Here is a 25,015-nt window from a genome sequence, read left to right on the forward strand (position 1 = left end):
GGGATCAGGTTTGAAGCATGCCTTCATTAAAAGACCTTCGTAACCGTATCGCCTCGGTCAAGGCGACGCAGAAGATCACCAAGGCGATGCAGATGGTCGCCGCGGCGAAGCTGCGCCGTGCGCAAGAGGCCGCGGAAGCGGCGCGCCCCTATTCGGAGCGCATGGGTTCCGTGCTGGCCAACATCACCCAGGCGGTCGGCGGCGGTGGCGATGCCCCGGCGCTGATGACCGGCACCGGCAAGGATGACGTGCATCTGCTCATCGTCTGCACGGCCGAGCGCGGCCTTTGCGGCGGCTTCAATTCGCAGATCGCCCGTCATGCCCGCGACCACATCCGCCGGCTGCTGGCCGACGGCAAGCAGGTCAAGATCATCTGCGTCGGCAAGAAGGGTTTCGACATACTGCGCCGCGACTATGCGTCGATGATCCTCGAACGTATCGATCTGCGCGAGGTCAAGACGCTCGGCTTCGTCAATGCCGACGCGATCGCCCGCAAGGTCATCCACCTCTTCAACGAGGGCAGCTTCGACGTCTGCACCCTGTTCTATTCGCAGTTCAAGTCGGTGATCAGCCAGGTTCCGACCGCGCAGCAGATCATTCCGGCCGCCACCGCTTCTTCGGCCCAGGCCGAATCGGCGGATGGCGCCAGCGCCGTCTATGAATATGAGCCGGAGCCGGGCGAAATCCTGTCCGACCTCATCCCGCGCAACATCGCGGTGCAGATCTTCCGCGCGTTGCTCGAAAACGCGGCCGGCGAAATGGGCGCCAAGATGAGCGCCATGGACAATGCGACGCGCAACGCCGGCGAGATGATCAACAAGCTGTCGATCACCTACAACCGTCAGCGGCAGGCGCAGATCACCAAGGAACTGATTGAGATCATTTCGGGCGCCGAGGCGCTCTAGGCGCGGTTCGCGGGTCATCGGCCCGCGACTGGACCGCGTGAAAAACAAAGGACGAAAAAGGGTAAAGACGATGGCGAAAGCAGCGACCCCCAAGATGGCGGCTCCCGCGAAGGCGGCAAAGGCTCCGGCAGCAGCCGCAAAGGCGGCTCCGGCCAAGGCATCCCCGGCAGCGCCGGCCAAGGCAGCCGCGGCCAGGACGTCGGCAGTGGCGACCAAGGCAACCGGTGTTGTCGGCAAGGTCCGCCAGGTCATCGGCGCCGTCGTCGACGTGCAGTTTGGCGAGCATCTGCCGCCGATCCTGAACGCGCTGGAGACGACCAATGTCGGCAATCGGCTCGTGCTCGAAGTTGCCCAGCATCTGGGCGAGAACACCGTGCGCTGCATCGCCATGGACTCCACCGAAGGCCTGGTGCGCGGCCAGGAAGTGCGTGACACCGGCGGCCCGATCGCGGTGCCGGTCGGCCCGGGCATGCTCGGCCGCATCATCAACGTCATCGGCGAGCCGGTCGACGAAGCCGGCCCGGTCGACGCGGTCGAACTGCGTTCGATCCATCAGCCGGCTCCGGCCTATATCGACCAGTCGACGGAAGCGCAGATCCTGATCACCGGCATCAAGGTGCTCGACCTCCTGGCTCCCTACGCCAAGGGCGGCAAGATCGGCCTGTTCGGCGGCGCCGGCGTCGGCAAGACCGTGCTGATCCAGGAACTGATCAACAACATCGCCAAGGCCCATGGCGGCTATTCGGTGTTCGCCGGCGTCGGCGAGCGCACCCGCGAAGGCAACGACCTCTATCATGAGTTCATCGAATCCGGCGTCAACAAGAAGGGCGGCGGCGAAGGCTCCAAGGCGGCCCTCGTCTATGGGCAGATGAACGAGCCGCCGGGCGCGCGCGCCCGCGTCGGCCTGACCGGCCTGACGGTTGCCGAATATTTCCGCGACCAGGGCCAGGACGTGCTGTTCTTCGTCGACAACATCTTCCGCTTCACGCAGGCGGGTTCGGAAGTCTCGGCTCTGCTCGGCCGTATTCCGTCGGCCGTGGGCTATCAGCCGACGCTCGCCACCGACATGGGCGCGTTGCAGGAACGCATCACCACCACCACCAAGGGCTCGATCACATCAGTGCAGGCGATCTACGTGCCGGCTGACGACTTGACCGACCCGGCGCCGGCGACCTCGTTCGCCCACCTTGACGCGACGACGACGCTGAACCGCGCCATCGCCGAAAAAGGCATCTACCCGGCGGTCGATCCGCTCGACTCGACCTCGCGCATGCTCGACCCGCTGGTCGTCGGCGACGAGCATTATGGCGTTGCCCGCCAGGTGCAGTCGATCCTCCAGCGCTACAAGTCGTTGCAGGACATCATCGCCATCCTTGGCATGGACGAGCTCTCGGAAGAGGACAAGCAGACGGTGGCCCGCGCCCGCAAGATCGAGCGCTTCCTGTCGCAGCCGTTCTTCGTCGCCGAAGTGTTCACCGGCGCGCCGGGCAAGCTGGTCGACCTCGCCGACACCATCAAGGGGTTCAAGGGCCTCTGCAACGGCGACTACGACCATCTGCCGGAAGCCGCCTTCTACATGGTCGGTGGCATCGAGGAAGCGGTCGAGAAGGCACAGCGCCTCGCGGCTGAAGCGGCGTAATCAAGGCAATAGGGAGTAGTCAGTAGTCGGTAGTGAATAGCAGCTGGGTTATCGGGGGCAGTTGGCCTCTCTCCCTACTTCCTACTCACTATTCCCTACTCACTAAATTGACATGGCTGAAGCTTTCAAGTTCGAACTGGTCTCACCGGAACGCCTGCTGGTTTCCGCCGAGGTCGAATCCGTCGTCATTCCGGGTGCCGAGGGCGAGATGACCGTCATGGCCCATCACGCACCGGTCATGACGACGATCAAACCGGGTGTCGTGACGGTGAAGAGCGCCTCGGGCAACGAAGAACGCTATGTCGTGTTCGGCGGCTTCGCCGACATCGTCCCGGCCGGCTGCACGCTGCTGGCGGAGTCGGCTGTCGCGGTGAAGGATCTGGATCGCGCTGATCTCGCCCGCCGCATCCAGGAAGCCAGGGAAGACGCCAACGACGCCAAGGACGACCAGGCGCGCAGCAAGGCGGAACAATTCCTTAGCCAGCTCACCACGCTGGACGGCGCCATTCTGCCGGCTTGAAGTTCTTCTGGAGTAAGTGACTGAAAGCGGGGCCTTGCCTCGCTTTTTGTTGAGCTGGCGGGAGTTCAGGCGGCGGCGATGCTGTCGCGCCGCCCCCAAAAGTCCTCTACCGCCTGCCGATCCGCGCCAGTTCCGCCCTACGACCCTGCGCCCTCTATGCCGAGCGCGGCGAAGGCCAAGGTCGTGCCGTCCCGTCGCAGGTGGACGAGATGGATGGCGACAAGTTCGATCAGCGTCTGGCGCTCGGCGTGGTCCCTGGCGAAGCCGGCCAGGTCGAACACTCCGGTCACGGTTTCGTTCGCCGGCAGTTGCTGGCTCAAAAGCGCCGTCAGCGGCGCATCGAGCGGATCGGTGAAATGGCCCTCCGGCAAGGTCTTTCCCCGCGCCGCGCAAGCGGCGATCCAGGCTGCAACCACCAGCGTGAGGTGGACCAGTTCGGTGCCGGCCTCGAGGCACTCGATAGCCGAGGCGATGATGCGCTGCGGCAGTTTCTGGCTGCCGTCATTGGCGATCTGCGCCGTGCGGTGGGCAAGGGCCGTGTTCGAAAAACGCTCGGCAAGCTCGGCCGTATAGGCCGATGGGTCGAGGCCGGCATCGTCGGGCAATGTCGATTTGGCTTCTTCCCAGAGCGCATCGACAAACCGTCTTATCGCAGGGTCGGCGAAGGCGCGGTCGACGGTGGCGTGGCCGCTGAGCAGGCCGAGATAGGCGATGCCCGAATGCGCGCCGTTGAGCAACCTCAGTTTCATGTCCTCGAAGGGGGCGACATCCCCGACCATGGTGACGCCGAATTTCTCCCAGGCCGGACGGCCTGTCGGGAAATCGTCTTCGATCACCCATTGGCGGAAGGGTTCGGTCATCACGGGCCAGGCGTCCTCGACACCAAGTTCGCCCGATATCCGCGCCCGGTCGGCATCGGTCGTCGCCGGCACGATGCGGTCGACCATGCTCGAGGGAAACGCGACATGATCGGCAATGTGGCCGGCGATTGCGGCATCGCCCGCCGAACCTGGGCCGGCATCGCGCAACGTGGCGAATTCGATCAGCAGCCTGTGCAAGGTGGCGCCGTTGGCGGGCAGGTTGTCGCAGCAGAGCACGGTGAAGGGCGGGGCGCCTGCAGCCAGCCTGCGGGTGAGCGCTTCGGTCAGAAAACCATGCGCGGTCTTGGGCGTTTGCGGGTTGGCGAGGTCGTGGACGATGTCGGGATGCGCCGCGTCCAGCCCGCCGCCGGCCGCCCGCAGATAGGCCTTCTCGGTGATGGTCAGCGTCACGATGCGTGTGCGCGGATCGGTCAGCGCCGCCAGCACCGCGGCCGGGTTTTCCGGGGCGACCAGCATCGAACCGATGGAGCCGATGACATGCAGTTTCTCGCCGCCGCTGTCGCGCACCGCCAAGGTGTACAGCCCGTCCTGCGGCGCCAGCGCGTCGCGCGTATCGGCGCTGCGTAGCGACACACCCGTTATGCCCCAGCCCGTCTCGCCGGCCGCCAGGCATTCATCGATATAGGCGGCCTGGTGGGCGCGGTGAAACGCGCCGACGCCGAGATGCACGATGCCCGGTTCAACCGTGCTGCGATCATAGCGGGGCGCGGCGACCTCGGTGGGCAATGCCTGCGCCGTGCGGTTGGAAAGGCGATCCGTCATCGGTCGGGGTGCTCATCTGCTGGAAAACGGCATGGTGGTCTTCGGGCGTGCCGCAAGTTGCGTAACATCGGCGACGCTTATCGACAATGCTCAGCTTGGCTCAAAAGTCATCATACAACAATCCAATTTTTGTATGTTGACATTATTTCCGGCCAACCCTACCGATAGGGACCGGGAGGATGGCCGTGGCACTGACGAATGCGGATTTGCTGTTTCCAGCCGAGGCGCGCGCTCTCTCGGTCGCCCGCGATCTCCATGCCAGCATCAAGGACCTCCCCATCATCAGCCCGCACGGGCACACCGATCCGCGCTGGTATGCGCTGAACGAGCCGTTCCCCGATCCCGCGCAACTGCTGATCGTGCCTGACCATTACATCTTCCGCATGCTGTTCAGCCAGGGCGTACGGCTGGAGGCTCTCGGCGTGCCGACCCTCGATGGGGCGCCCGTCGAGACCGACGGCAGGGCGATCTGGCGGCTGTTCGCCGAACATTATTATCTCTTCCGTGGCACGCCGACGCGGCTGTGGTTCGACCATGTGCTGGAGCATCTGTTCGGCATCGGCGAGCCGCTGAGTGCCGCGACGGCCGATCGTCACTACGACATGATCGCGACCTTGCTTCAGTGGGAGAATTTCCGCCCCCGCGCCCTGTTCGAGCGCTTCAACATCGAGGTCATCGCGACGACCGAAGGTGCGCTGGACGATCTCAAATGGCACAGGATGATCCGCGACAGTGGCTGGGATGGCCGCGTCGTCACCGCCTATCGGCCGGACGCGGTCGTCGATCCCGATTTCGAGGGTTTTGCGGCCAATCTCGACCGGCTCGGCGAAATCACCGGCCGCGACACCGGCACCTGGGCCGGCTATCTCGACGCGCATCGCCAGCGCCGCGCCTTCTTCAAGGAGTTTGGCGCAACCTCGTCCGATCACGGCCATCCGACCGCCGAGACGGCCAACCTTTCCGATGCGGCGGCGCAAGAGCTGTTCAACCGCATCCGCGGCGGCTCGGAGGACGAACGCGAGCGAAAACTGTTTCGCGCCCAGATGCTGACCGAGATGGCCAAGATGAGCCGGGACGACGGGCTGGTGCTGCAGATCCACCCCGGCTCCTGGCGCAACCATTCGCCCGGCATCTTCCAGAAGTTCGGCCGCGACAAGGGCTTCGATATCCCGACGCGGACCGACTATGTGACGGCGCTGAAGCCGCTGCTCGATTGCGTCGGGCTGGAGCGCGACCTGACCGTCATCGTCTTCACGCTGGACGAAAGCAGCTACGCGCGCGAACTGGCGCCGCTTGCCGGCGTCTATCCGGCGCTGAAGCTCGGGCCGGCCTGGTGGTTCCATGACAGTCCGGAAGGCATGCGCCGCTTCCGCGAGAAGACGACGGAAACAGCGGGCTTCTACAATACAGTCGGTTTCAACGACGACACCCGTGCCTTTCCCTCGATCCCGGCTCGTCATGACGTGGCCCGGCGGGTCGACTGTGCGTTCCTCGCGCGCCTCGTCGCCGAGCACCGGCTGCGCGAGGACGAGGCGCATGAACTGGCCAGGGAGCTTGCCTACACGCTTGCCAAGAAGGCGTACCGGCTCTGAGCCGGGCGTTTTGATTTCAAAGGGAGGAAGTCATGTTGTTTTTATCGAAAGTGACGGCGGCCACATTCGCCTTCGGCTCGTTGCTGATCGGCATTGCCAACGCTGAAAACGTACTTCGATCGTCGGATACCCATCCGGACGGCTATCCGACGGTCGAGGCGGTGAAATACATGAGCGACCTGATCAAGCAGCGCAGCAACGGCCGCTATTCGATCGAGGTCTATCATTCCGCGCAGCTCGGCGAGGAAAAGGACACGATCGAACAGACCCAGGCCGGCGTCATCGATCTCGACCGCGTCTCGATGGGTCCATTCAACGGCATCGTACCGGAAACCGCGGTTCCGTCGCTGCCCTACATGTTCCGCTCGGTCGAGCATATGCGCCATGTCATGGACGGGCCGATCGGCGATCAGATCCTGAAAGCCTTCGAGGCGCATGACCTCATCGGCCTGGCCTTCTACGATTCGGGCGCGCGTTCCTTCTACAACACCAAGAAGGACATCACCTCGATGGCCGACATGAAGGGCATGAAGTTCCGCGTCATCCAGTCGGACGTGTTCGTCGACATGGTCAATGCGCTCGGCGCCAATGCCACGCCAATGGCCTATGGCGAGGTGTATTCGGCGCTGCAGACAGGCGTTATCGACGGTGCCGAGAACAACTGGCCGAGCTTCGAATCCGCCAAGCATTACGAAGTTGCCAAGCACTATACGATGGATGAACACCAGATCGTTCCGGAGGTGCTGGTGATGTCCAAGGCAAGCTGGGGCAAGCTTTCGCCGGAGGACCAGGCGATCGTGCGACAAGCAGCCAAGGACAGTGTCGTCAAGATGCGCGAACTCTGGGACGCGCAGGAGAAGAAGTCGCGCGGCATCGTCGAGGCCGCCGGCGTGAAGGTTAGCGACATCGACAAGCAGCCGCTGATCGATGCCATGAAGCCTGTCTACGACAAGTATTTGTCGACGCCCGAGCTGAAAGACCTGGCCGCGCGGATACAGGCCGAGAAATGACGATGACGGGCAGCACGCCAGGGAGCGCGGAGACCCCCGCGCTGCCCTCCGGCCGGTCGGGTCTGACAGGGTTCTGGCTGCGGGCGGAGCGCTTTCTTTCCGGGCTTGCCCGGCTGGCCCTATGGGTCAGCGGAGCGGGATTGACGCTGATGACGATTGTCATCTTCTGGCAGGTGTTCTCGCGCTACGTGCTCAACCGGTCGCCAAGCTGGACCGAATCCTTCTCGGTGCTTTTGATGGGATGGTTCATCTTCCTTGGTGCCGCCGTCGGTGTGCGCGAACGCACGCATCTTGGTTTCGATGTGCTGCTCTATGTGTTGCCCGCCTCGGCGAAGGCGGTGCTGCGCAGTATTTCCGATCTTGTCGTGCTGGCCTTCGGCGCCGGCATGATCATCTACGGCATACAACTGGCAAAGCTGACCTGGAACACCGTGATGCCCTCGCTCGCCCTGCCGGGCGGGGTCAGCTTCCTGCCGGTCATTCTGGGCGGTGCGCTGGTCTGCCTGTTCTCGCTGGAGCGCCTGGCCGGGCGTTTTGCCGGACTGCCAGTCGATGCTGACATTTATGCGACCGGCGAGGAGCCCTGAACCATGGCGCTGATCGTCCTGTTCGGAACCTTTGTGTTTCTGCTCGTCATCGGCACGCCGATCGCTTTCTGCCTCGGCGTTGCCAGCTTCGCGACGATCCTCACGCTGGGCCTGCCGCCGGTGGTGGTGTTCCAGCGGCTCAATTCCGGGGTCAGCGTTTTCTCGCTGATGGCCATTCCCTTCTTCATCTTCGCCGGCGATCTGATGGTGCGCGGCGGCATCGCGGCGCGCCTGGTGGCGCTGGCCGGATCGCTGGTCGGCCATCTGCGCGGCGGCCTAGGCCAGGTCAACATCGCCGCCTCGACCATGTTCGGCGGCATTTCCGGTTCGGCGGTGGCGGACGCCTCGGCGGTCGGCGGCCTGATGATCCCGCAGATGAAGGCGCGCGGCTACGGGATAGACTATGCCGTCAACATCACCTCGGTCGGCGCCATCATCGCCTTGCTGATCCCGCCGTCGCACAACATGATCATCTATTCGATCTCGGCCGGCGGCCGCATCTCGATCGCCGACCTGTTCACGGCGGGCGTCATACCGGGCCTGCTCCTGGCGCTTTCACTGATGATCACGGCTTATTGGGTCGCCAGCCGGCGCGGCTATCCCACCGAGCCCTTCGCCGGCTTCGGTCGCGCGATGCAACTGCTTGTCGCCGCCATTCCCGGCCTCGTGCTGATCGGCATCATTTTCGGCGGCGTCAGGTCGGGCATATTCACGGCGACGGAAAGCTCGTGCATCGCCATCGTCTACGCCTTCCTGGTGACGCTTGTCATCTACCGTTCGATGAGCTGGGGCGACTTCGTTGCCGCGACCACGGCGGCGGTGCGCACCACGGCGATGGTGCTGATGATCATCGGCTGTGCCGCCGCCTTCGGCTGGCTGCTCGCCTACCTCAGGGTTCCCGCCGCGCTGGTCGCCTTTCTGCAGTCGGTATCCGACAACAAGCTGGTCATCCTGCTGTTGATCAACATCGTTCTGCTCATCCTCGGCACATTCATGGACATGTCGCCGCTGATCATCATCACCACGCCGATCTTCCTGCCCGTGGTCATGGCCTATGGCGTCGATCCCGTGCATTTCGGCGTCATCCTGATCCTCAATCTCGGCATCGGCCTGTGCACGCCGCCGGTGGGCGCCGTGCTCTTCGTCAGCTGCGCCATCGGCCGCATCCCGATCTGGACGGCGATGCGCTCGATCTGGCCATTCTATGGCGCGGCCTTCGCCGTGCTGATGCTCGTCACCTACATACCGGAAATCTCATTGTGGCTGCCTAGTCTGTTTCACTAGAGCGGGCCAGCGATCGGTAGAATCGCTGGCCCGCTCCAACTCTTTGTTTCTACGCAATTCCGGACGGAAGACGGCTACGCACTTGTCCTGGAATTGCCTCAGGAGGTTCACCACGTGTCCGAAACAGTTGCCGACCTCCGGGTCGAGAGAAAACCCAAACTCTCGGAGACCGTCGTCGCGGCGATCCGCAAGCAGCTGCAGGCGGGCGAGATCCTGCCCGGCCACAAACTGCCGACCGAAGGCCAGTTGACCGAGACCTTCGGCGTCAGCCGCACCGTCATCCGCGAGGCCTTGGCCAAGCTTGCCGCCGACGGCCTGGTCGAGCCTCGCCAGGGGGCGGGCGTCTTCGTCACCGAGCACATCTCGACGATGTTCGGCGCGCTCGCCGCCGACATGGGCACCAAGGATTCCATCGCGCTCAACGTGCTGGAGGTACGCCTGGCGATCGAGATCGAATCGGCCGGGCTCGCCGCCATCCGCCGCAATGCCGCGCAGGAAGCGGCGATCCAGGAAGCCTTCTTCGAGTTCGAACGGCTGCTGCTCAACGGCGAGCCGACCGGGCCGGCCGATCTCGCCTTCCACCGCGCCATCGCCAGCGCCACCAACAATCCGTTCTATGTCGAAATGCTCGACGTGCTCGGCCGGCGCGCCATACCGTGCGACGTGACCTCGCCCTGGTCGACGGAACTGGTGCAATCCGACAGCTACCAACGCGGGCTGCAGGGGGAGCATCTGGTGATCCTCAACGCGATCACGTCCGGTGATGCAGAAGCCGCGCGCGAGGCGATGCGCGCGCACCTCACGGCCAGCCAGCAGCGCTATCGCGAACGCCTGCACGCTAGGCAGGTCTTCTATGCCAGTTCGGTCAAGGCCGCCGCCGGCGAGTGATCTATCGGAAGTCAGGACAGAGATGAGCCAGAACCATACCGACTACACATCGCGCTTCGCCATCGACCCGGTCGCCGCGGCGGCCATGGGCACCGACGAACTGCGCCATAACTTCCACATCGAAGACCTGTTCCAGCTCGGCCGGATCCGTCTGACCTATACCCACTACGACCGGATGATCGTCGGCGGCGCCGTTCCGGCCGGCAAGCCGCTTCGGCTGGAAGTGATCAAGCCGACAGGGACGAAGGGTTTTCTCGATCGGCGCGAGATGATCGCCGTCAACATCGGCGGGTCCGGCACGATAGAAGCCGGTGGCCAGCTGTTCACGCTCCAGGCGCGCGACATGCTCTATCTCGGCATGGGGACCAGCGACGTATCGTTCGCGTCCACGGGTAACGATGAGCCGGCTAAGTTCTACCTGTTGAGTGCGCCGGCGCATCAGGCTCATCCCAATCGGCTGATCCGCATCGGCGACGCCAAGCGCGTCGATCTCGGCAGCAAGGAAGCCTGCAACGAGCGCTCGATCTTCCAGTTCATCCACGCCGATGGCGCGAAAACCTGCCAGCTCGTCGTCGGCATGACGCAGCTCGCGCCCGGCTCCGTCTGGAACACCATGCCGTGTCATGTGCATGACCGGCGCATGGAGGCCTATCTCTATTTCGATCTGGCGGACACGGCGCGGGTCTTCCATTTCATGGGCGAGCCCGACGAGACGCGCCATATCGTCATGCGCAACGAGGAGGCTGTGCTGTCGCCCGGCTGGTCGATCCATTCGGGCGCCGGTACGTCGAACTACGCCTTCATCTGGGCAATGGCCGGCGACAATGTCGATTACACCGATGTCGATCCGGTGGCGATGGAAGAACTGCGGTGATCGACCTCTCCGCTTTCAGCCTGGCCGGCAAACGCATCCTCGTTACCGGCGCCAACACCGGCATCGGCCAGGGCATAGCGGTGTCGATCGCGCGGGCCGGCGGTGCGGTCGTCGGCGTCGGCCGCTCATCGATGGATGAAACGGCGGCAAGGATCGCCGGGGTGGGCGGGCAGTTCGAAGCTGTAACCGCCGACCTTGCCGACACGGCGGCGGCCGGACCGATGCTGGACCGGGTCTGGGAAAAAAGCGGACCGCTCGACGGGCTCGTCAACAATGCCGGCATCATCCGGCGCGCCGATGCCGTCGATCTGAGCGAGGCCGATTGGGACGAGGTGCTCGACCTCAACCTGAAGGCGGTCTTCCTGCTCTGCCAAGCCTTCGCCAGGCGCGTCCTGGCTGCTGGACGCAAGGGCAAGATCGTCAACATCGCCTCGGTGCTGAGCTTCCAGGGCGGCATCCGCGTCGCGTCCTACACCGCCTCCAAACATGGCGTGCTCGGCATCACCCGGCTGCTCGCCTGCGAATGGGCGGCGAAAGGCATCAACGTCAACGGCATCGCGCCGGGTTATATCGAAACCAACAATACGCAGGCGCTGCGTGCCGACCCTGACAGAAGCGCTGCCATCCTGGCGCGCATTCCGGCGGGCCGATGGGGCGAGCCGGGAGATATCGGCGATGCCGCCGTTTTCTTACTGGCTCAGGCATCGAACTACATGCATGGCGCGGTGATGCCGGTGGATGGCGGCTGGCTGGCGCGGTGAGGAGGTGACGATGACGAAACCGAAGATTTTCGCGCAGGCCGGCGAGGCGGCCTGGACGCCGACGCCGGACGGCAACAGGCGGCGCGTTTTGCTGCATACGGACGAATTGATGATGGTCGAGTTCGGCTTCGACAAGGGCGGTGTCGGCGCATTGCACTCGCATCCGCATGTCCAGGCAAGCTACGTTGCCGAGGGTCGCTTCGAGGTGACCATCGATGGCCGGACCGAGATCCTTGGGGCCGGCGGAAGCTTCATCGTGCCGTCCGGTCTGGTGCATGGCGTCAAGGCGCTGGAAGCGGGGCGGCTGGTCGACAGTTTCACGCCGCGACGGGCTGATTTTCTGACCTGATGGACGCCTTCTGCTTGGGTTGACACTGTGTAGATGAGAACCCGCGCCTCCGAAGAGGCGCGGGCGTTGCCTGGGCGCTTGTGGCGCCGCGGTACTCAAAACATCACCGCAGGATTGGAAACCTGCCGGATCATGGTGAATATAAGCTTAACTTAATAGACTAAATCCGCGTGGTCACGGCGACCGGCGGCGAGCAAGCGGTGCGTGGCCTCGAGAATGGCCTCGACCGGCGTGTCGGCGACTTTGGCTGTTCTGCCGCGCCTCGGCGCCGTCACCACCTCGACCCGGTTCGACAGCGGCCGCCACCGCTCGAGATTGGCGCCGTTGTTGACGATCACCGTCGGCGTCATGACCGTGGCGAACAGGTGCCCCAGCCCGCCTTCCATACCGACATAGGCGGCAGCCATCTCGCCAAGCGCCAGCAGGAGGTCGCCGAACGCCTCGACTCCGAGCCCGAGTTCCGGACCGATCACCGAAAGACGGCTCTCCCTGGCGAGAAGGGCCTGCGGCGTCGGTCCGTCGCCCGGGGTTACCAGATACAGGACCTGATAGCCGGCATCGATGAGATTGCCGGCTATGGCAGCGACCTGGGCCTCGCTCATGAACTTGTTGCCCCTGGCATTGCCGCCAAGCAGGATCAGCGGCCGGTCGCCGGTTCCGCGAAACCGGCGCGCCTGGGTCCGGGCGGCCTGCGGGACATCAAGCCGATGGTCGAATGGCAAGTGCCGGCCGGCGAGGCGCTCGATCAGCCGGTGGTAGCGCCAGGCATTGTGTTCGGGCCGCAAGGTCCATCTTGTGCCCCAACGCAGCGACAAGAGATGACCGGCAAAATTGGGCTCGTAGCGGACGCTGCGGCCGACAAGCTGCAATGCGGTCACCATCAGCCCGGGCACGCCCGCCCGGAAGTCGACGACCGTTGTTTGTCCGCCGGGCCGGGCGAACTCAGCCAGAATGGCGGAAAGCGGCACAATCGTCCTGAAGTCATCGACGAGGGGAGCCGCATGCTTGTGCAACATGCCCGTAAGCGAGGACTTGCCCCGGCTGCCATAGACGATATGGCTTCGTGGGAAGGCCGTTCTTGCCGCCCGCAAGGCCGGTATCCTCAGCAACCCGTCGCCGAGGGCATCGTTGCGGCCGTAGAAGATAAGCAGCGGCGCGAGCAAATCCATGGCCAGGCGGATCCGTTAGCTATGAGGTCGGGAATAAGCCGGAAAAGATCGTGCAAAAAAGACAGCAAATCCCGACTGAATCCAGAGGGAACGTGCTTCAAACGCAACAATAGGGAGCGGTATCAACGAATATCGTCGCCGATGCGCTGGTCATTGCGGCACCAAAACGCCGACGTTGTTCAGGTGATATGCGTGAGCAGGCTGAAAAGCCGCTCGAACGTCTTGCCGTAGGGCGGGCGTAGAAGTCCTCCCGCACTCAGTTTGGACTGCAGGAAGACCGGCTTTTCCTTGCTGAAGGTGCGGAACCCCCATTCGCCGTGATAGGCGCCCATGCCGCTGGCGCCGACACCGCCGAAAGGCTGGTTCTCCTGCACCAGATGCAGCATGCAGTCGTTGATCGTGACGCCGCCGGCGAGGGTCTCATGCAGGATGCGTTGGCGGTTGCGGCTGTCGTGGCCGAACCAGTAGAGCGCCAGCGGCCGGTCGGCTCGGTTCACATGATCGATCGCATCGCCGACCGTGGCATACTCGACGATCGGCAGCACCGGGCCGAAAATCTCTTCACGCATCAGCCGCAGGTCCGGACCGGCATTGCAGACCAATGTCGGCGGCAGCTTCCGGTTGGCAGTGCCGAATTCTTCGCCGGCCGGGTTGATTTCGACGACATCGGCGCCGGCGTCGCGGGCTTCCGCGATCATGGCGCGCAGGCGCTGGTAATGCCGGTCGCTGATGATGGCGGTGTAGTCGGGGTTGTCGCGCAAGGTGGGGTAGAGCCGCGCCACCGCCGTGGCGAGCTTCATGGCGACCGTGGCCGCCTGTCCCCTGGGCACCAGCAGATAATCCGGCGCGATGCAGGTCTGCCCGGCATTGAGCAGCTTGCCGTAGGCGATGCGGGATGCGGCCGTGTCCAGGTCGCATGAGGGATCGAAGATCGCAGGAGACTTGCCGCCGAGTTCGAGTGTGACCGGGGTCAGGTTGGCGGCGGCGGCGATCGCGACCTGGCGGCCGACGGCGGTCGAGCCGGTGAACAGCAGATGATCGAAGGGCATCGACACGAAGGCCTTGCCCATCTCGGCATCGCCGGTGATGACGCTCAACTCGTCGGGGGCAAAGTGCTCGCCGGCCAGTCTGGCGAGCAACGCCGAGAAAGCAGGCGTCAGTTCGGAAGGCTTAACCAGCACGCGGTTGCCGGCGGCCAGGGCTGCGGTCACCGGCGCAATTGCGAGCTGAAAAGGGTAGTTCCAGGGCGAGACGATGCCGACAACGCCGAGCGGCTGCGGCAGCAGGCGATTTCGGCCGGGCAGGAACGGCAAGGTGGTGGCGACACGGCGCTCCCGCATCCAGCCTCTCAGATGGGAAAGCGTGTGGCGGATGCCGGCGCGCACGACAAACAGTTCCGCGAGGCGGGTCTCGTGCGCCGAGCGGCCGCCGAAGTCGGCATCGATGGCCGCACAGATGTCCGCCTCATGCTTTTCGGTGAGCGCCAGCAGGCGTTTCAGCCGGTCCTTTCGTACGCCAAGATCCGGAAAGGGTTGTGCCTGGAAGGCCGCACGCTGCCGTTCGAACCGGTCGCGGAGCGTGTCCTGTCTGACCTGCAGCATCGCGTCCTCCTCCTGTCGTAGGGCTGAGCTTACATCCCGGTCCCTGCAGGAATCCAGCCGGCCCGCGGCTCCCGCAAGGGAAGGTGCCAGGGCTTCGGCCAGCCCGCGCCGGGTCCGCATGCTTTTCGAAGTTGGGCGGTGTGGCTGCCAGCCAGAACCGATCTGTCCACCGAAACGGCCTCCGATTCTCTAAAGCGTGAGGCCCCAACCTATACATCCTATGCGGGAATCTGCGGTCTGACATGGCCTTACGGATGAGTTGCCAGCTCGGACTTTACGGACGAGTTCGCGGTGGCATTCCCGCGCGCTTCGCTTTAGGACCATGGTTCAGCCAACGAGGAACCATCTCTCCATGCACGGATCGACGGCGGACAGGCCGGATGCCAAGCGGCGCGTCCTCAAGGACGTGTTCGGCTTCGACGATTTTCGCCCCGGCCAGGCCGACGTCATGGACGCGCTGCTTAGCGGGCGCCATGTGCTGGCCGTGATGCCGACAGGCGCCGGCAAGTCGCTCTGCTACCAGGTTCCGGCGCTGGTCCTGGGCGGGCTCAGCATCGTCGTCTCGCCGCTGGTGGCGCTGATGCAGGATCAGGTCGCCGCCTTGCGCTTTGCCGGCGTCGGCGCCGACACGATCAATTCCTCGCTCGACCGCGAGGCCAATGTCGCGGCGTGGCGCCGTGTCGCGTCGGGCCAGACGCGGCTGCTTTATCTGGCGCCGGAGCGGCTGATGACCGAGCGCATGCTCGAGGCGCTTTCGCGGCTCGACGTCAGCCTGATCGCCATCGACGAGGCGCATTGCATCTCGCAATGGGGGCCGGCGTTCCGGCCCGAATATGAGGATTTGTCGCGGCTGCGCGGCATCTTCCCCAACGTGCCTATCATCGCGGTGACGGCAACGGCTGACGAGAGCACGCGCACCGACATTGAAGCCCGGCTGTTCGCCGAGCGGGTCGAAACCCTGGTGCTGGGTTTCGACCGGCCAAACATCAAGCTGGCGATCGAATCCAAGCAGGACAGCAAGCGGCAATTGCTGCGTTTCATCGAGCGCCACGCCGGCAAGAGCGGCATCGTCTACTGCCTGTCGCGCAAGAAGACCGAGGAGATGGCGGCCTTCCTCGAGAAGAACGGCGTCACCGCGCTCGCCTACCATGCCGGGATGAGCAAGGAGGCGCGTGAGGCCAATCAAAACGCCTTCATGACGCTCTCCGGCATCGTCATGGTGGCGACCATCGCCTTCGGCATGGGCATCGACAAGCCCGACGTCGCCTATGTCTTCCATACCGATATGCCAGGCAGCCTGGAGGCCTATTACCAGGAGATCGGGCGCGCCGGCCGTGATGGGCGCAAGGCCGAGGCGCATATGCTTTACGGCCTTGGCGATATCCGCATGCGCCGGCTGTTCATCGACGACGAGGACGCGTCCACCGAGCACAAGCGGCGGGCGCATCGCCGGCTCGATACGCTGATCGGCTATTGCGAGACGGCGCAGTGCCGCCGCCAGGTGTTGCTCGGCTATTTCGGCGAGGAGGCGCAGCCTTGCGGCAATTGCGACAACTGCCTCGACCAGGTGCCGCGCGCGGACGGCGCCGCCGAGGCACGTGTCATCCTGGCGGCGGTGGCGCAGAGTGGCGAGCGCTTCGGCGCCACCCATGTCATCGACATCCTGCTCGGCCACGAGACCGAGAAGGTCCTGGCCAGGGGCCATGAGCGGCTGGCGAGCTTCGGCAGCGGCGTGGCGCACAAGAAGGATTTCTTGATATCGTTGATCCGGCAGCTTGTCGCCGGAGGCTTCCTGGAGCCGGACCCGAGCGGCCATGGCGGCCTTGCCATTGCCGACAAAGGCCACGCGCTCGGCCAGGGCGAGGTGCCGTTCCACTATCGCGTCGAGATGCGCGGCCGCGCCCTGCGCAAGATGCGAGCGGCCGAGGGCGCCGCGAACACCGAAGGCGTGGATGCATCGCTGCTCGCCACGCTCAAATCGCTGCGGCTGCGTCTCGCCAAGGAGCGTCAGGTGCCGGCCTATGTCGTGTTCTCCGATCGCACGCTGATCGACATGGCCGAACGCCGCCCGCGCGATCTCGACGCCTTCGCCGAGGTGAATGGCGTGGGCGGGGCGAAGCTCAAGGAGTTCGGCCAGCTTTTTCTCGCCGCGATCGCCGCGCACCAGGCGGGCGAATCGGCCTGAGGCGATCCGGCGCTATCCGTGGATGTCCGGCGGCCAAGTGGCGGTTGGGGCGACCTGCTTCACCGCGCCAATGGCGTGCGTTCGCTGCCCTTGCCGGCGGCGTCGCGCTGCACGCGATCAAGCCGACCGTCATCCTGTCTTCGACAAGGAGAGGGGACCGATAGGTTTGGCCGCCTTTTGCCCTGCCTGTTAGAGCGTTCCATCATTTCGCGGAAATGCAGAACCGCCCTATCTGTTTGCTTTTACGCGACGCCGTCATGTTCAAAGGGCGCAGGCAAGTCGGCATCACTGTCGGCGAAATCCTTGGAGTCCATTTTCTGGGGTGCGCGCCCAATGACCAGCATCATCACGGCGACGAAATACCCAATCTGCAAAACTATCGCGGCGACCGCGGTCCAGCCAAGCGCATGCCATAAGGAACCCGTTGCCGCAAAGATCCAGACAGCCACGAAGCCCAGCGTGCCGAACATACCCACCAGAAACTGCGGAAAATACATTTTTGCCAGAACGTTCCTGACTGTCACCAGTCTCGAAACGTCTCCCTAACTGGAACGCCACATCCCGGTTTGAAGGTTTTTCATTATTTTAGCAATTACGCAAGTACCTGCGGGTGAAGAGACTGGCCGGCTTCGCGATTGGCCAGCCGCGGCTAGGCGTGACGATGCGACAAGTCAAAACCGCCGTCCGACCGAGGCCCCGACAAGCGCTCTGCCGCAGACCGGAACATGTCCTCGAACTCCAGTTCCTGCTCAAACACCACACCTCCGAGTTTCACGGCCAGGACTTCTTCGCCTCCTTGGGGCGCGAAATAGACTTGCGAGACGCCGGCACGAATACGCTCGCCAATCTTTCTGGCGTCGGCTTCGCTTGCTCCGGGCAGAAACACCCCGAACATCGAAGCGCCGATGCGGCCAATCACATCCTCCGAGCGAACGGAGGATCGGATAGCCGAGGCTATGAGGCGCAGGGCTTCATCGCCCCAACCAAGGCCGAAGCGTAGGTTGATGGCGCGCAGATGCTCGGGGTGAATCACCAGGAAGGCGCCCGATCGCGAGCCCGGCGCCGAGGGCTTGACCGCTCTGCGTTCGATGAGTGACGCGAAAACGGTCCCGTTCAGGCAGCCGGTCAACCCGTCATAGCTCGCCGCCTTGTTGAGTTCCCGTCGATAGTGGCGGATATCGGCCAACTTCAGACCTATGAACACAAACAGCGGCAGGCAAATCACCAGAGGCAGGACCGTTGCGGTGATCACGCCGCGGCCGAACGGGGTCAAGGCATCGCTGAATAAAAGCAGGTAGTTCAAGGCGAGGGAAACGAGTAAGCTGCCGGTAGTTCCCAGGATGGCCAAGTACACAATGTCCTTCCATGCTTTGGCCGGGGCCTCGGTCGATGTTCTTGTCACGGCCAATCTCCTGTTTGATCGGCACCATACAGCCGGCAAGTTACGATTTCGGTCTCAAGGAACAATACAATTTGATGGATCGGGAGGGATCGTCTCGCCAGGGATCGGCGCTGGGAGGTCAATCCCGGAGCTGACGAATGCCTGACGCGCTTACGCAGGCGGGCCGAAGATTCCCATTGCCGCGGCCCTGGCTGTCGCCTCGGCCTTGGCATAGATACCATTCGGCAAAGCCAGGGCCCAGCCATTGGATACGAGCCAGGCGCCGACATCCTGCTTTCCCAGCCGGCATGGCGCGGCGATCGGGAAACGGTCAATTTCCGGTGGCACGAAACATTTCAACGCCCGTCCGCGGAGCCAGCTGTTGAAAGCAGCGCGTGCCCTTTGCCCGCAAGGCCAGGAGATGTCGCCAAACAGGCACGTTCTGTCGATCTCGACGCCCTGCACGCCGCTGATCGTCACTTTTCGGCCCATGGATTCGAAGCCGGCCGACGATGTGGCCTGTGGGCTGTACAGCAGCATCTCCCGCCAATCCTGTGGCATGGGCGTTTTCGGGGGGGACGCAAGGCCGAGTTCGCCGAGCGGCGAACGTGGCTCCGCTCGCTCGATGTCCGTCGGGTCGATCTGCGGCGGCGCGATGAGGTCCTGAGCGATCTTGCGTGCCGAACCGGAAAGGAAGCGAACCGGGCCCCGAAGGTTCTTGTGCCCGACGTCGGGGGCGGAGGCGACAATTGGCGGATCGACCCGGAACAGGTGCGCTGCCCGGACAATCAACAAAATTCCGATCAAGAGCTCAAGGCTTCCGATCGCGATCATGATGCGGACGCGTTGTGCTTTCCCCATCGAGTCTACGTCCAGTCAGAAACCCGACGTCGATTTGGCAACCAGTTTGAGCGCGCCTTTTTCAATTCGGTAGAAAGGCATCGACCGTTCGCTGGATCCGTCGGCGCGAAACCGGAACAAACCGGTCGACCCGCGAAACCCGCTCGGATTCTCGAAGGCTTTTCTGCTGAAACTGGCAGGTCCAAGTGCGCTTGCGATCCCGGCTGTCAGGGCGACCGTATCATAAGCATAAGCGACATTGACATCAGGCTCGTATTTGAAGGTCGTCTTGAAACGATCCGCAATGGGACCCGTCTCGCGTGGATCGAGCGTTGCGATATAGGCGCCTTCGAAAAGCGGATCGATGGGGCGATCCAGCCAGCGATTTGTCCCGACCACGGAGGTCGTCTTTCCCGGAATGCCTTTTGATTTCAGGGCGATGAGGATCGGCGACGGGCTGCCGTCACCGCTGGCAACGATGACGGCATCGGGCATCTCCACAAGCGAACCCATGTCGGCGACCGCCTTGGCGCCGTTGTCGGCGGCCGAATAGGGTATGGTGACCGCAAGTGTGGCTCCGTATACGCTGAGACTGTTGGCAACCCGCTTCTCGACTATGCCGGCATTCGACCCTGCCGGGACAAGCAGGACGAATTTCTTGCCGCCCTTGGCCGCGATGGCGCCGGCACCCGCCGCGGCGCTGTCTGCTTCAGTGAGGCACACGGCGTAGACGCCCGGGCCGCCGGCGAAATTGTCGGAAAGAGCCAGAACCGGCGGCCGGTTCGACCCCGACAATTGAGCGACATGTTGTGCCGCGGGCAGTTCGGTCGGGCCGATGACAACTTTCGCCCCCGACGTTATGGCCTTGATCGCCAATTGCTGGGAATAACTCACGTCGCCTCGCGTGTCCTCGACGGTCAGCGTAAGCAGCGGATTGCCAAGATCGGTCATCGCGAGTTTTGCGGCATCGAGCATCTTCCTGCCACTTTCCCCCGCCGTTCCCGGCGCGGAGAGGGGCAGCAGCATGGCAACCTTCGTGGGGCCCGTGCCGAGAGACTGCGTTGCCTGGCTTGCGTTGGCGACAGCGACAACGGCCGGTTGATTGCCGGCCTGGACGGCGGCCGGATCGAGCGCGTCGGACACGCTGCCTTTCGACTGACAACCCAGCAAGGATCCCGCCAGCACCGAGGCCGCCGCCAACGTCCGAAGACGGTGTACCTGTCGGCCAAATCCCATGCTTGCTCCCACCCAACATGCCGCCAGATTGTGCGACCTTGCCCTTCCCGGTCTCATCTTCAAAATATGTTACGGCGGATTTGCGCCGTTCTCGGCTGGCGAAGGGCCGCGTTCTTCTGCTTCCAGCCCTCGTCCTGGCGCACGCTGGCAATGGCGAATGAAAGTGGAGGCTTGTTCGCGGGCCCGCTCCCTCGAACCGGCCGGCGTGACACACGGCAAGGGACCGACCAATGCGATCGTTCCCGTGATCGCAGTGACATGGGACCGTCAATCATCGGCCCGACGTTCCCGCCTGCCTGGTCAGTTCATGTACTCGACCATGCGCTCGTGAAAACACTCGCATTTGTCGAGTGTATCCTCGTCGCGATAATTCGTCTTCAGGTAGCCGTAAGCCATGCCGCAGGCCACCTTGGCTTCCGACGCCCAGACGAAAACCGGCCTGGACGAGTTGATCCATTCCGGGCTGTTGGCGACAGAGACCGACTCGTCCATCAGCTTCACCACCTGGTTCTTCAGATCGACGATGTTGTCGGTCCGCACCAGGTCCGAGTTGCCGGCGACACGGCAATAGTCGGCCGTCGAGCCGCCGATGATATCGGCGGCGTAGCCCGCCGATCCAGCCGTCAACAACAGGGCCGCAGCCGAAACCAGTAGCTTTGCAACAGTCTTCATGTAAGTCCCCTCTCCAACCAATTCATGCTTTAGCCACTGTATAACAGGGAGTCCGCCCGCTCATAAGCACTAAATCGTGGCGGTATGCTGTGCGTGGTTCGTATCGTCGTAGAGGATATTGATCGTGCCGACGGGCGGCGCGTTCTGCAGAACGGCAACATCCACGAAGTTGGCCGGATTGCCCGAGCCGCTGGTGTCGACGCTTACCGTGCTGGTCGCGCTGTTGTAATGCACATAGTCGGCGATGTTGCCAGCCGGTGCCCTATCGAACAGCGCGCTCAAGTCGATCTTGTCCCCCTCGGCGCCATGATAGTCCGAGATCAGATCCTTGATGTTCAGATTATCGATCTTGAACGTGTCTGCGCCCGAGGTGCCGTCGATAGCCACCGACGGCTGCGTCGGGGCAACCAGCGAAGTATCGAGTTCCACCTCGACATAGTTGCCGCTCGTGCCATCGGCCATCTGGAAAGTGCCGTTGCCGGTCACGGTCTGCCCGTCGATTTCGCCGACAGCCGGGTGCGCTGCCGTGCTGATGGAGACAACACCGTTGTCGGCGAGGTGCGACAATTCCCCGGCATCGCTGATGCCGTTGGCATTGGCATCCTTCCAGATCAGCAGGCTGCTGAACGCCGCGTCGTTGTGGTCGATCACGCCATCGTGGTTGCTGTCGAGCGATGCTAAAGCGGCCACGCCGCTGGCGAAGTTGCCACCGCCGAAATTCGGCGTGAACAGTTCGGTGCCGTCGTTGATCTTGCCGTCATGGTTGAGGTCGACAGCCAGCATGCCGTCATGGGATGTGTTCCAGGCGATCTGTTCCTTGGTGCCATCGCCGTTCATGTCGAACTGAACACCGTGGCTGACATCGGAGAAGGCAAAGCCATTGTGGTTCAGGTCGAGAATGATGGGGTCGACGGAGCCTCCGATGAGGGTGTTCAGGTTAGATATGGTGACGCCCTGGAGATCGACCAGTGCTCCCACGCCGGCATTCGTGGTTGCCTGAGTATAGACGTAGGTATGGTTTACCCCTGAGATCGTTGCAGTGAATGCGAGCGTCGCCCCGGCGTTGCCGATGTCTGTAGCATTAAGATACTGGACAACCGCCGCTAGGCTTGCGGCGGACGTGACCGCCAATGGCGCGGTAAAGCTGTCGGTGCCAAAGAAGCTGGCGATGCCGTTCGTGACCGAATGGGACTGAACCGTGTCACCACCGATCGTCAACGTGGAATCCCCGCCATTGACGTTGCCGGAGGTGGCGGCCACCAGACTGCCGGGCAGGGTCAACTTGTCGGTGCCGGCGACGAAATCGGTGATGATGTCATATCCGGAGATCGTGCCGGCGTTGCCCGATCCGCCGATGACGGGCGTCGACTCCCCAGCGCCGATCACGAAGGTGTCGTTGCCGGCTCCTCCTGTCATCGTGTCCGCACCCGCTCCGCCGATTAGGGTATCCTTTCCATCGAGGCCCGTCAGTGTATCGTTACCCTGTCCTCCTGATAGAATCGTATCGTGCCCATTGATGCCGGTCAGATGATCGTCGCCATCCTGGCCAAGCAAAATGGTCTTCACCGCGGTAGCTACGAGATTGTCGACGCCGTTGGTGCCTTCGAGCGTTGTGGCGGTTGGGTAAAGATGTGCGGTCACGCTGCCAGCCGCCGTATCGCTGTCGCCATCCGTTCCCGTCACCGGGATATTGATGTCAAACGGGTCAACCGCGTTGGCGGTAGCGAAGCTGGCCGCGCCAAGCTTGAAGGTTCCTGACGACGCTCCCGAGATCTCGACCGCGCTAAACGGGTCCGAACTGGCCGTGACGGTGAAGGTGTCGCCTTGGTCCAATCCATGAAGCGTGAAGGTGCCGTCGCCATTGTTCGTCAGTGTGGGCGCGGCGCCGCCAGAACCGTTCACAAAGGTCACGGTAATTCCGGTAGCCGTGGCTTCCCCCGAGCCGTCGCCGACGAAAGTCTTGTCGTCGTCAGCATTTACGGCCCTGATCGTGATATCCACCGTGCCATTTGCTTTGGTGATCCCCTGGGTGAAACTCGATACCTCGTAGTGAGTGGTATAGTTGGTTCCGGCGATGGTTCCTGTGGTCGATGCGTTCGTCACGAAGTCGAAACGGATTGTCTCCCCGCTTGTAATGCTCTGGCCGCTACCGACCCCGAAGTTTCCGGTGCTGGTATTGACGTTGTTGGAGCCGTTTGCCGTGACCAACAAGTCGTTCGGTGTATCCGGGCTGGTGAGAGCTGTGAAGGCATTCACCTGGTTGTTGCCGCCCGTGGCTGTGGCGCCTGCCGTCGTGAATTGAGATCCGTTGAAGATCGTACCATTCAAGACAAAGGACCAAGTGTCGGTTGCCGGATCGAGCGAGGCGGTGAATCCGAGATCGTTGCCATTTGCCACTGACGATCTTCCCTCGACCGTGTGACCATCCGCGGAGACTTGATAGAACAGCTGCTCCCCGTTGAGGTAGACGTTCGCACCGCTGGCGTCTTGAACGGCGGCACCTGTCGTCACGTTGAACACGACATTTCCGACACCGTCTGCTCCCGCGCCCGGTGCAAAGTTCAGGTGTTCGGTCAGCGCGGTGTGCAATGTGTCCGGCAGACTGATGCTGTCGCCGACGAAAGGCAGCGGGGTGTCGTCCAGAACCGTCAGGTTGACCGCGCCGGAAACATGGTCACCGCTGGTGTCGGTTGCCACCACCTGAAGACCATTGATGGTGATGTTGCCAGAGCCGGCGGTATGCTGGAGCTGGTCGGTCAGTGTGGCGGTGACCACGGGAGTCAATGAGCTGTTGGCGCCGGCGCTCGTGTTCGACAGCGCCAGGTAGATTGCAGGTCCGAGGTTGGTGACACCTTGCATCAGCGTGCCGACAAGCTGGCCGCCGCTGAGTGCCCAGCTGATCGAATATCCGGCTGCCAGACCGGAGACCGCCGGCGCTACCCAGTTCGGATCACCTGTTGGATTGGCAAAGGCTACGGTGATCGCCTCACCCGTCGTGGTGAAGGTAATCCCGCTGGTCGCTTGTGCCGATTCGCCAGGGCTGGTGGGATTGGTCCCAGTCACCGCGCCCGCGTGGAGGTCGGCGGCGTCTTGGGTGGTGTCGAGAGCTGCTTCGTTCAACGTCAGAGATGCGGTGCCGCCGCCCCCCGGAACCGTATTGGTCTGCACGTTCACCGTCACAGTGGCGGTCGAGGTGTCGCCATCACCGTCCTTGATAGTGTAGGTGAACGAGTCCGATCCGACATAGATGCCTGTCGGCGTATAGGTGAATGTTCCGTCGTTGTTGTAAGTGACGGTGCCGTGCGCGCCGTTGGTGGTTGTTACCATCCCGGGGGTGGTTGTCGCGACCCCGTCGGCGCCGAAGACGTCATTACCCAGGAGGCCGGTCAGCACCGTAGGCGCGGTGATTACCGGTGCCCAACTGTCGGCATGGGCCGTCGGAACGTCGTCGACGATGTTGATGGTCAGCGTCTTGTCGTTGTGGTCGCCGTCGGCGTCCGTCACCGAGACCGCGAAGTCGTCATGCGTGGTGTCGCCGGAGGTGTTGGTGGTCAGCGTGTAGCTGTAGCCGACCGAGCCGGCGGCAATGCTGGTGATGGTCAGCGTGCCGAAGCTGCCGGCAAATGTCTGGCCGACCGCGCTCACCGCCAAACCGCCGATCGTCACCGTGGCCGGACCGTCCGGCGCCGTATAGGTGATCGAACCGGTGGTCGTCTCCGAGGTGTCGGAGTTGTTGTTGGGGAGCCCATCGGCGCTCTCGCCGGAGCCCGCCGGCAAGGCACCATGCGGCGGAAGACCCGCTTCCGACACCTGCGCCCCGGCCGTGCCGGCCACCGGAACCGTCGTCGTCACCCCGCTGTCGCCGATGGAGATGGTCAG

21 protein-coding genes are annotated in these 25,015 nt (G+C 63.4%); 12 read left to right on the forward strand and 9 right to left on the reverse strand.

Translation table 11 applies throughout. From position 1 onward, the window contains the following. The first annotated feature begins 17 nt into the window (after positions 1-17). The 3 genes from FJ958_RS20850 (at position 18) to FJ958_RS20860 (ending at position 3,064) form a co-directional block, all read left to right on the forward strand. Entirely contained in the window at positions 18-905 is an 888-nt protein-coding gene (locus FJ958_RS20850; protein WP_140745062.1) for a F0F1 ATP synthase subunit gamma, read from the forward strand. 70 nt (positions 906-975) lie between these two features. Continuing rightward, a complete protein-coding gene (gene atpD, locus FJ958_RS20855) occupies positions 976-2,544 on the forward strand; it encodes a F0F1 ATP synthase subunit beta (RefSeq protein WP_181176454.1) in 1,569 nt (522 codons plus the stop codon). A gap of 112 nt (positions 2,545-2,656) precedes the next feature. Next, the gene (locus tag FJ958_RS20860) at positions 2,657-3,064 is read left to right on the forward strand and encodes a F0F1 ATP synthase subunit epsilon (RefSeq protein WP_140745063.1); all 408 of its coding nucleotides are present in this window, start codon (positions 2,657-2,659) and stop codon (positions 3,062-3,064) included. Between the two features lie 137 nt (positions 3,065-3,201). Here FJ958_RS20860 and FJ958_RS20865 read toward each other — a convergent pair whose 3' ends face one another. Continuing rightward, positions 3,202-4,707, reverse strand: a complete 1,506-nt coding sequence (locus FJ958_RS20865; protein WP_140745064.1) for a mannitol dehydrogenase family protein — start codon at positions 4,705-4,707, stop codon at positions 3,202-3,204. Between the two features lie 179 nt (positions 4,708-4,886). Between FJ958_RS20865 and uxaC the strand changes: the two genes are divergently transcribed. From uxaC to FJ958_RS20905, 8 genes are all read left to right on the forward strand, one after another. Further along, the gene (gene uxaC / locus FJ958_RS20870) at positions 4,887-6,299 is read left to right on the forward strand and encodes a glucuronate isomerase (RefSeq protein ID WP_140745065.1); all 1,413 of its coding nucleotides are present in this window, start codon (positions 4,887-4,889) and stop codon (positions 6,297-6,299) included. 32 nt (positions 6,300-6,331) lie between these two features. Next, on the forward strand, positions 6,332-7,309 hold the full coding sequence (locus tag FJ958_RS20875; protein ID WP_140745066.1) for a TRAP transporter substrate-binding protein: 978 nt from the start codon (positions 6,332-6,334) through the stop codon (positions 7,307-7,309). Between the two features lie 2 nt (positions 7,310-7,311). Next, positions 7,312-7,896: a TRAP transporter small permease gene (locus FJ958_RS20880; RefSeq protein ID WP_181176455.1), complete on the forward strand. Its 585-nt coding sequence runs from the start codon at positions 7,312-7,314 to the stop codon at positions 7,894-7,896. 3 nt (positions 7,897-7,899) lie between these two features. Next, positions 7,900-9,180 carry a TRAP transporter large permease gene (locus FJ958_RS20885; RefSeq protein WP_140745067.1) on the forward strand — a complete coding sequence of 427 codons (1,281 nt, stop codon included), beginning with the start codon at positions 7,900-7,902 and terminating at the stop codon, positions 9,178-9,180. A gap of 114 nt (positions 9,181-9,294) precedes the next feature. Continuing rightward, entirely contained in the window at positions 9,295-10,068 is a 774-nt protein-coding gene (locus FJ958_RS20890) for a FadR/GntR family transcriptional regulator (RefSeq protein ID WP_140745068.1), read from the forward strand. A gap of 22 nt (positions 10,069-10,090) precedes the next feature. Then, on the forward strand, positions 10,091-10,942 hold the full coding sequence (kduI, locus tag FJ958_RS20895; protein ID WP_140745069.1) for a 5-dehydro-4-deoxy-D-glucuronate isomerase: 852 nt from the start codon (positions 10,091-10,093) through the stop codon (positions 10,940-10,942). Then, entirely contained in the window at positions 10,939-11,703 is a 765-nt protein-coding gene (gene kduD, locus FJ958_RS20900) for a 2-dehydro-3-deoxy-D-gluconate 5-dehydrogenase KduD (protein ID WP_140745070.1), read from the forward strand. The genes kduI and kduD overlap by 4 nt, the downstream gene beginning before the upstream one ends. A gap of 10 nt (positions 11,704-11,713) precedes the next feature. Continuing rightward, the gene (locus FJ958_RS20905; RefSeq protein WP_140745071.1) at positions 11,714-12,052 is read left to right on the forward strand and encodes a cupin domain-containing protein; all 339 of its coding nucleotides are present in this window, start codon (positions 11,714-11,716) and stop codon (positions 12,050-12,052) included. A gap of 152 nt (positions 12,053-12,204) precedes the next feature. On the opposite strand, the gene FJ958_RS20910 is transcribed toward FJ958_RS20905, so the two are convergent. Then, positions 12,205-13,221, reverse strand: coding sequence for a glycosyltransferase family 9 protein (locus tag FJ958_RS20910; RefSeq protein ID WP_140745073.1), 1,017 nt, complete (start codon positions 13,219-13,221; stop codon positions 12,205-12,207). A 179-nt stretch (positions 13,222-13,400) separates the two neighbouring features. Then, positions 13,401-14,822: a coniferyl aldehyde dehydrogenase gene (locus FJ958_RS20915; protein ID WP_140745075.1), complete on the reverse strand. Its 1,422-nt coding sequence runs from the start codon at positions 14,820-14,822 to the stop codon at positions 13,401-13,403. A gap of 352 nt (positions 14,823-15,174) precedes the next feature. On the opposite strand from FJ958_RS20915, the gene recQ reads away from it, so the two are divergent. Further along, on the forward strand, positions 15,175-17,007 hold the full coding sequence (gene recQ, locus FJ958_RS20920) for a DNA helicase RecQ (RefSeq protein ID WP_140745076.1): 1,833 nt from the start codon (positions 15,175-15,177) through the stop codon (positions 17,005-17,007). A gap of 242 nt (positions 17,008-17,249) precedes the next feature. Here the strand turns inward: recQ and FJ958_RS20925 are convergent, their stop codons facing one another. From FJ958_RS20925 to FJ958_RS20950, 6 genes are all read right to left on the reverse strand, one after another. After that, a complete protein-coding gene (locus FJ958_RS20925; protein WP_140745078.1) occupies positions 17,250-17,504 on the reverse strand; it encodes an exopolysaccharide production repressor protein in 255 nt (84 codons plus the stop codon). Positions 17,505-17,656: 152 nt separating this feature from the next. Next, positions 17,657-18,409 carry a GGDEF domain-containing protein gene (locus tag FJ958_RS20930; RefSeq protein ID WP_140745080.1) on the reverse strand — a complete coding sequence of 251 codons (753 nt, stop codon included), beginning with the start codon at positions 18,407-18,409 and terminating at the stop codon, positions 17,657-17,659. Between the two features lie 150 nt (positions 18,410-18,559). Beyond that, the gene (locus FJ958_RS20935) at positions 18,560-19,222 is read right to left on the reverse strand and encodes a thermonuclease family protein (protein WP_246679676.1); all 663 of its coding nucleotides are present in this window, start codon (positions 19,220-19,222) and stop codon (positions 18,560-18,562) included. Between the two features lie 42 nt (positions 19,223-19,264). Next, the gene (locus FJ958_RS20940; RefSeq protein WP_140745084.1) at positions 19,265-20,464 is read right to left on the reverse strand and encodes an ABC transporter substrate-binding protein; all 1,200 of its coding nucleotides are present in this window, start codon (positions 20,462-20,464) and stop codon (positions 19,265-19,267) included. Positions 20,465-20,764: 300 nt separating this feature from the next. Then, the gene (locus FJ958_RS20945) at positions 20,765-21,136 is read right to left on the reverse strand and encodes a hypothetical protein (RefSeq protein ID WP_140745086.1); all 372 of its coding nucleotides are present in this window, start codon (positions 21,134-21,136) and stop codon (positions 20,765-20,767) included. A gap of 69 nt (positions 21,137-21,205) precedes the next feature. Next, positions 21,206-24,988 (reverse strand): Ig-like domain-containing protein, encoded by a 3,783-nt coding sequence (locus tag FJ958_RS20950; RefSeq protein ID WP_210243463.1) that lies wholly within the window; start codon positions 24,986-24,988, stop codon positions 21,206-21,208. Positions 24,989-25,015: the final 27 nt, after the last annotated feature.

The sequence above is a fragment of the Mesorhizobium sp. B2-3-5 genome, assembly GCF_006442395.1.
Taxonomy (GTDB): domain Bacteria; phylum Pseudomonadota; class Alphaproteobacteria; order Rhizobiales; family Rhizobiaceae; genus Mesorhizobium.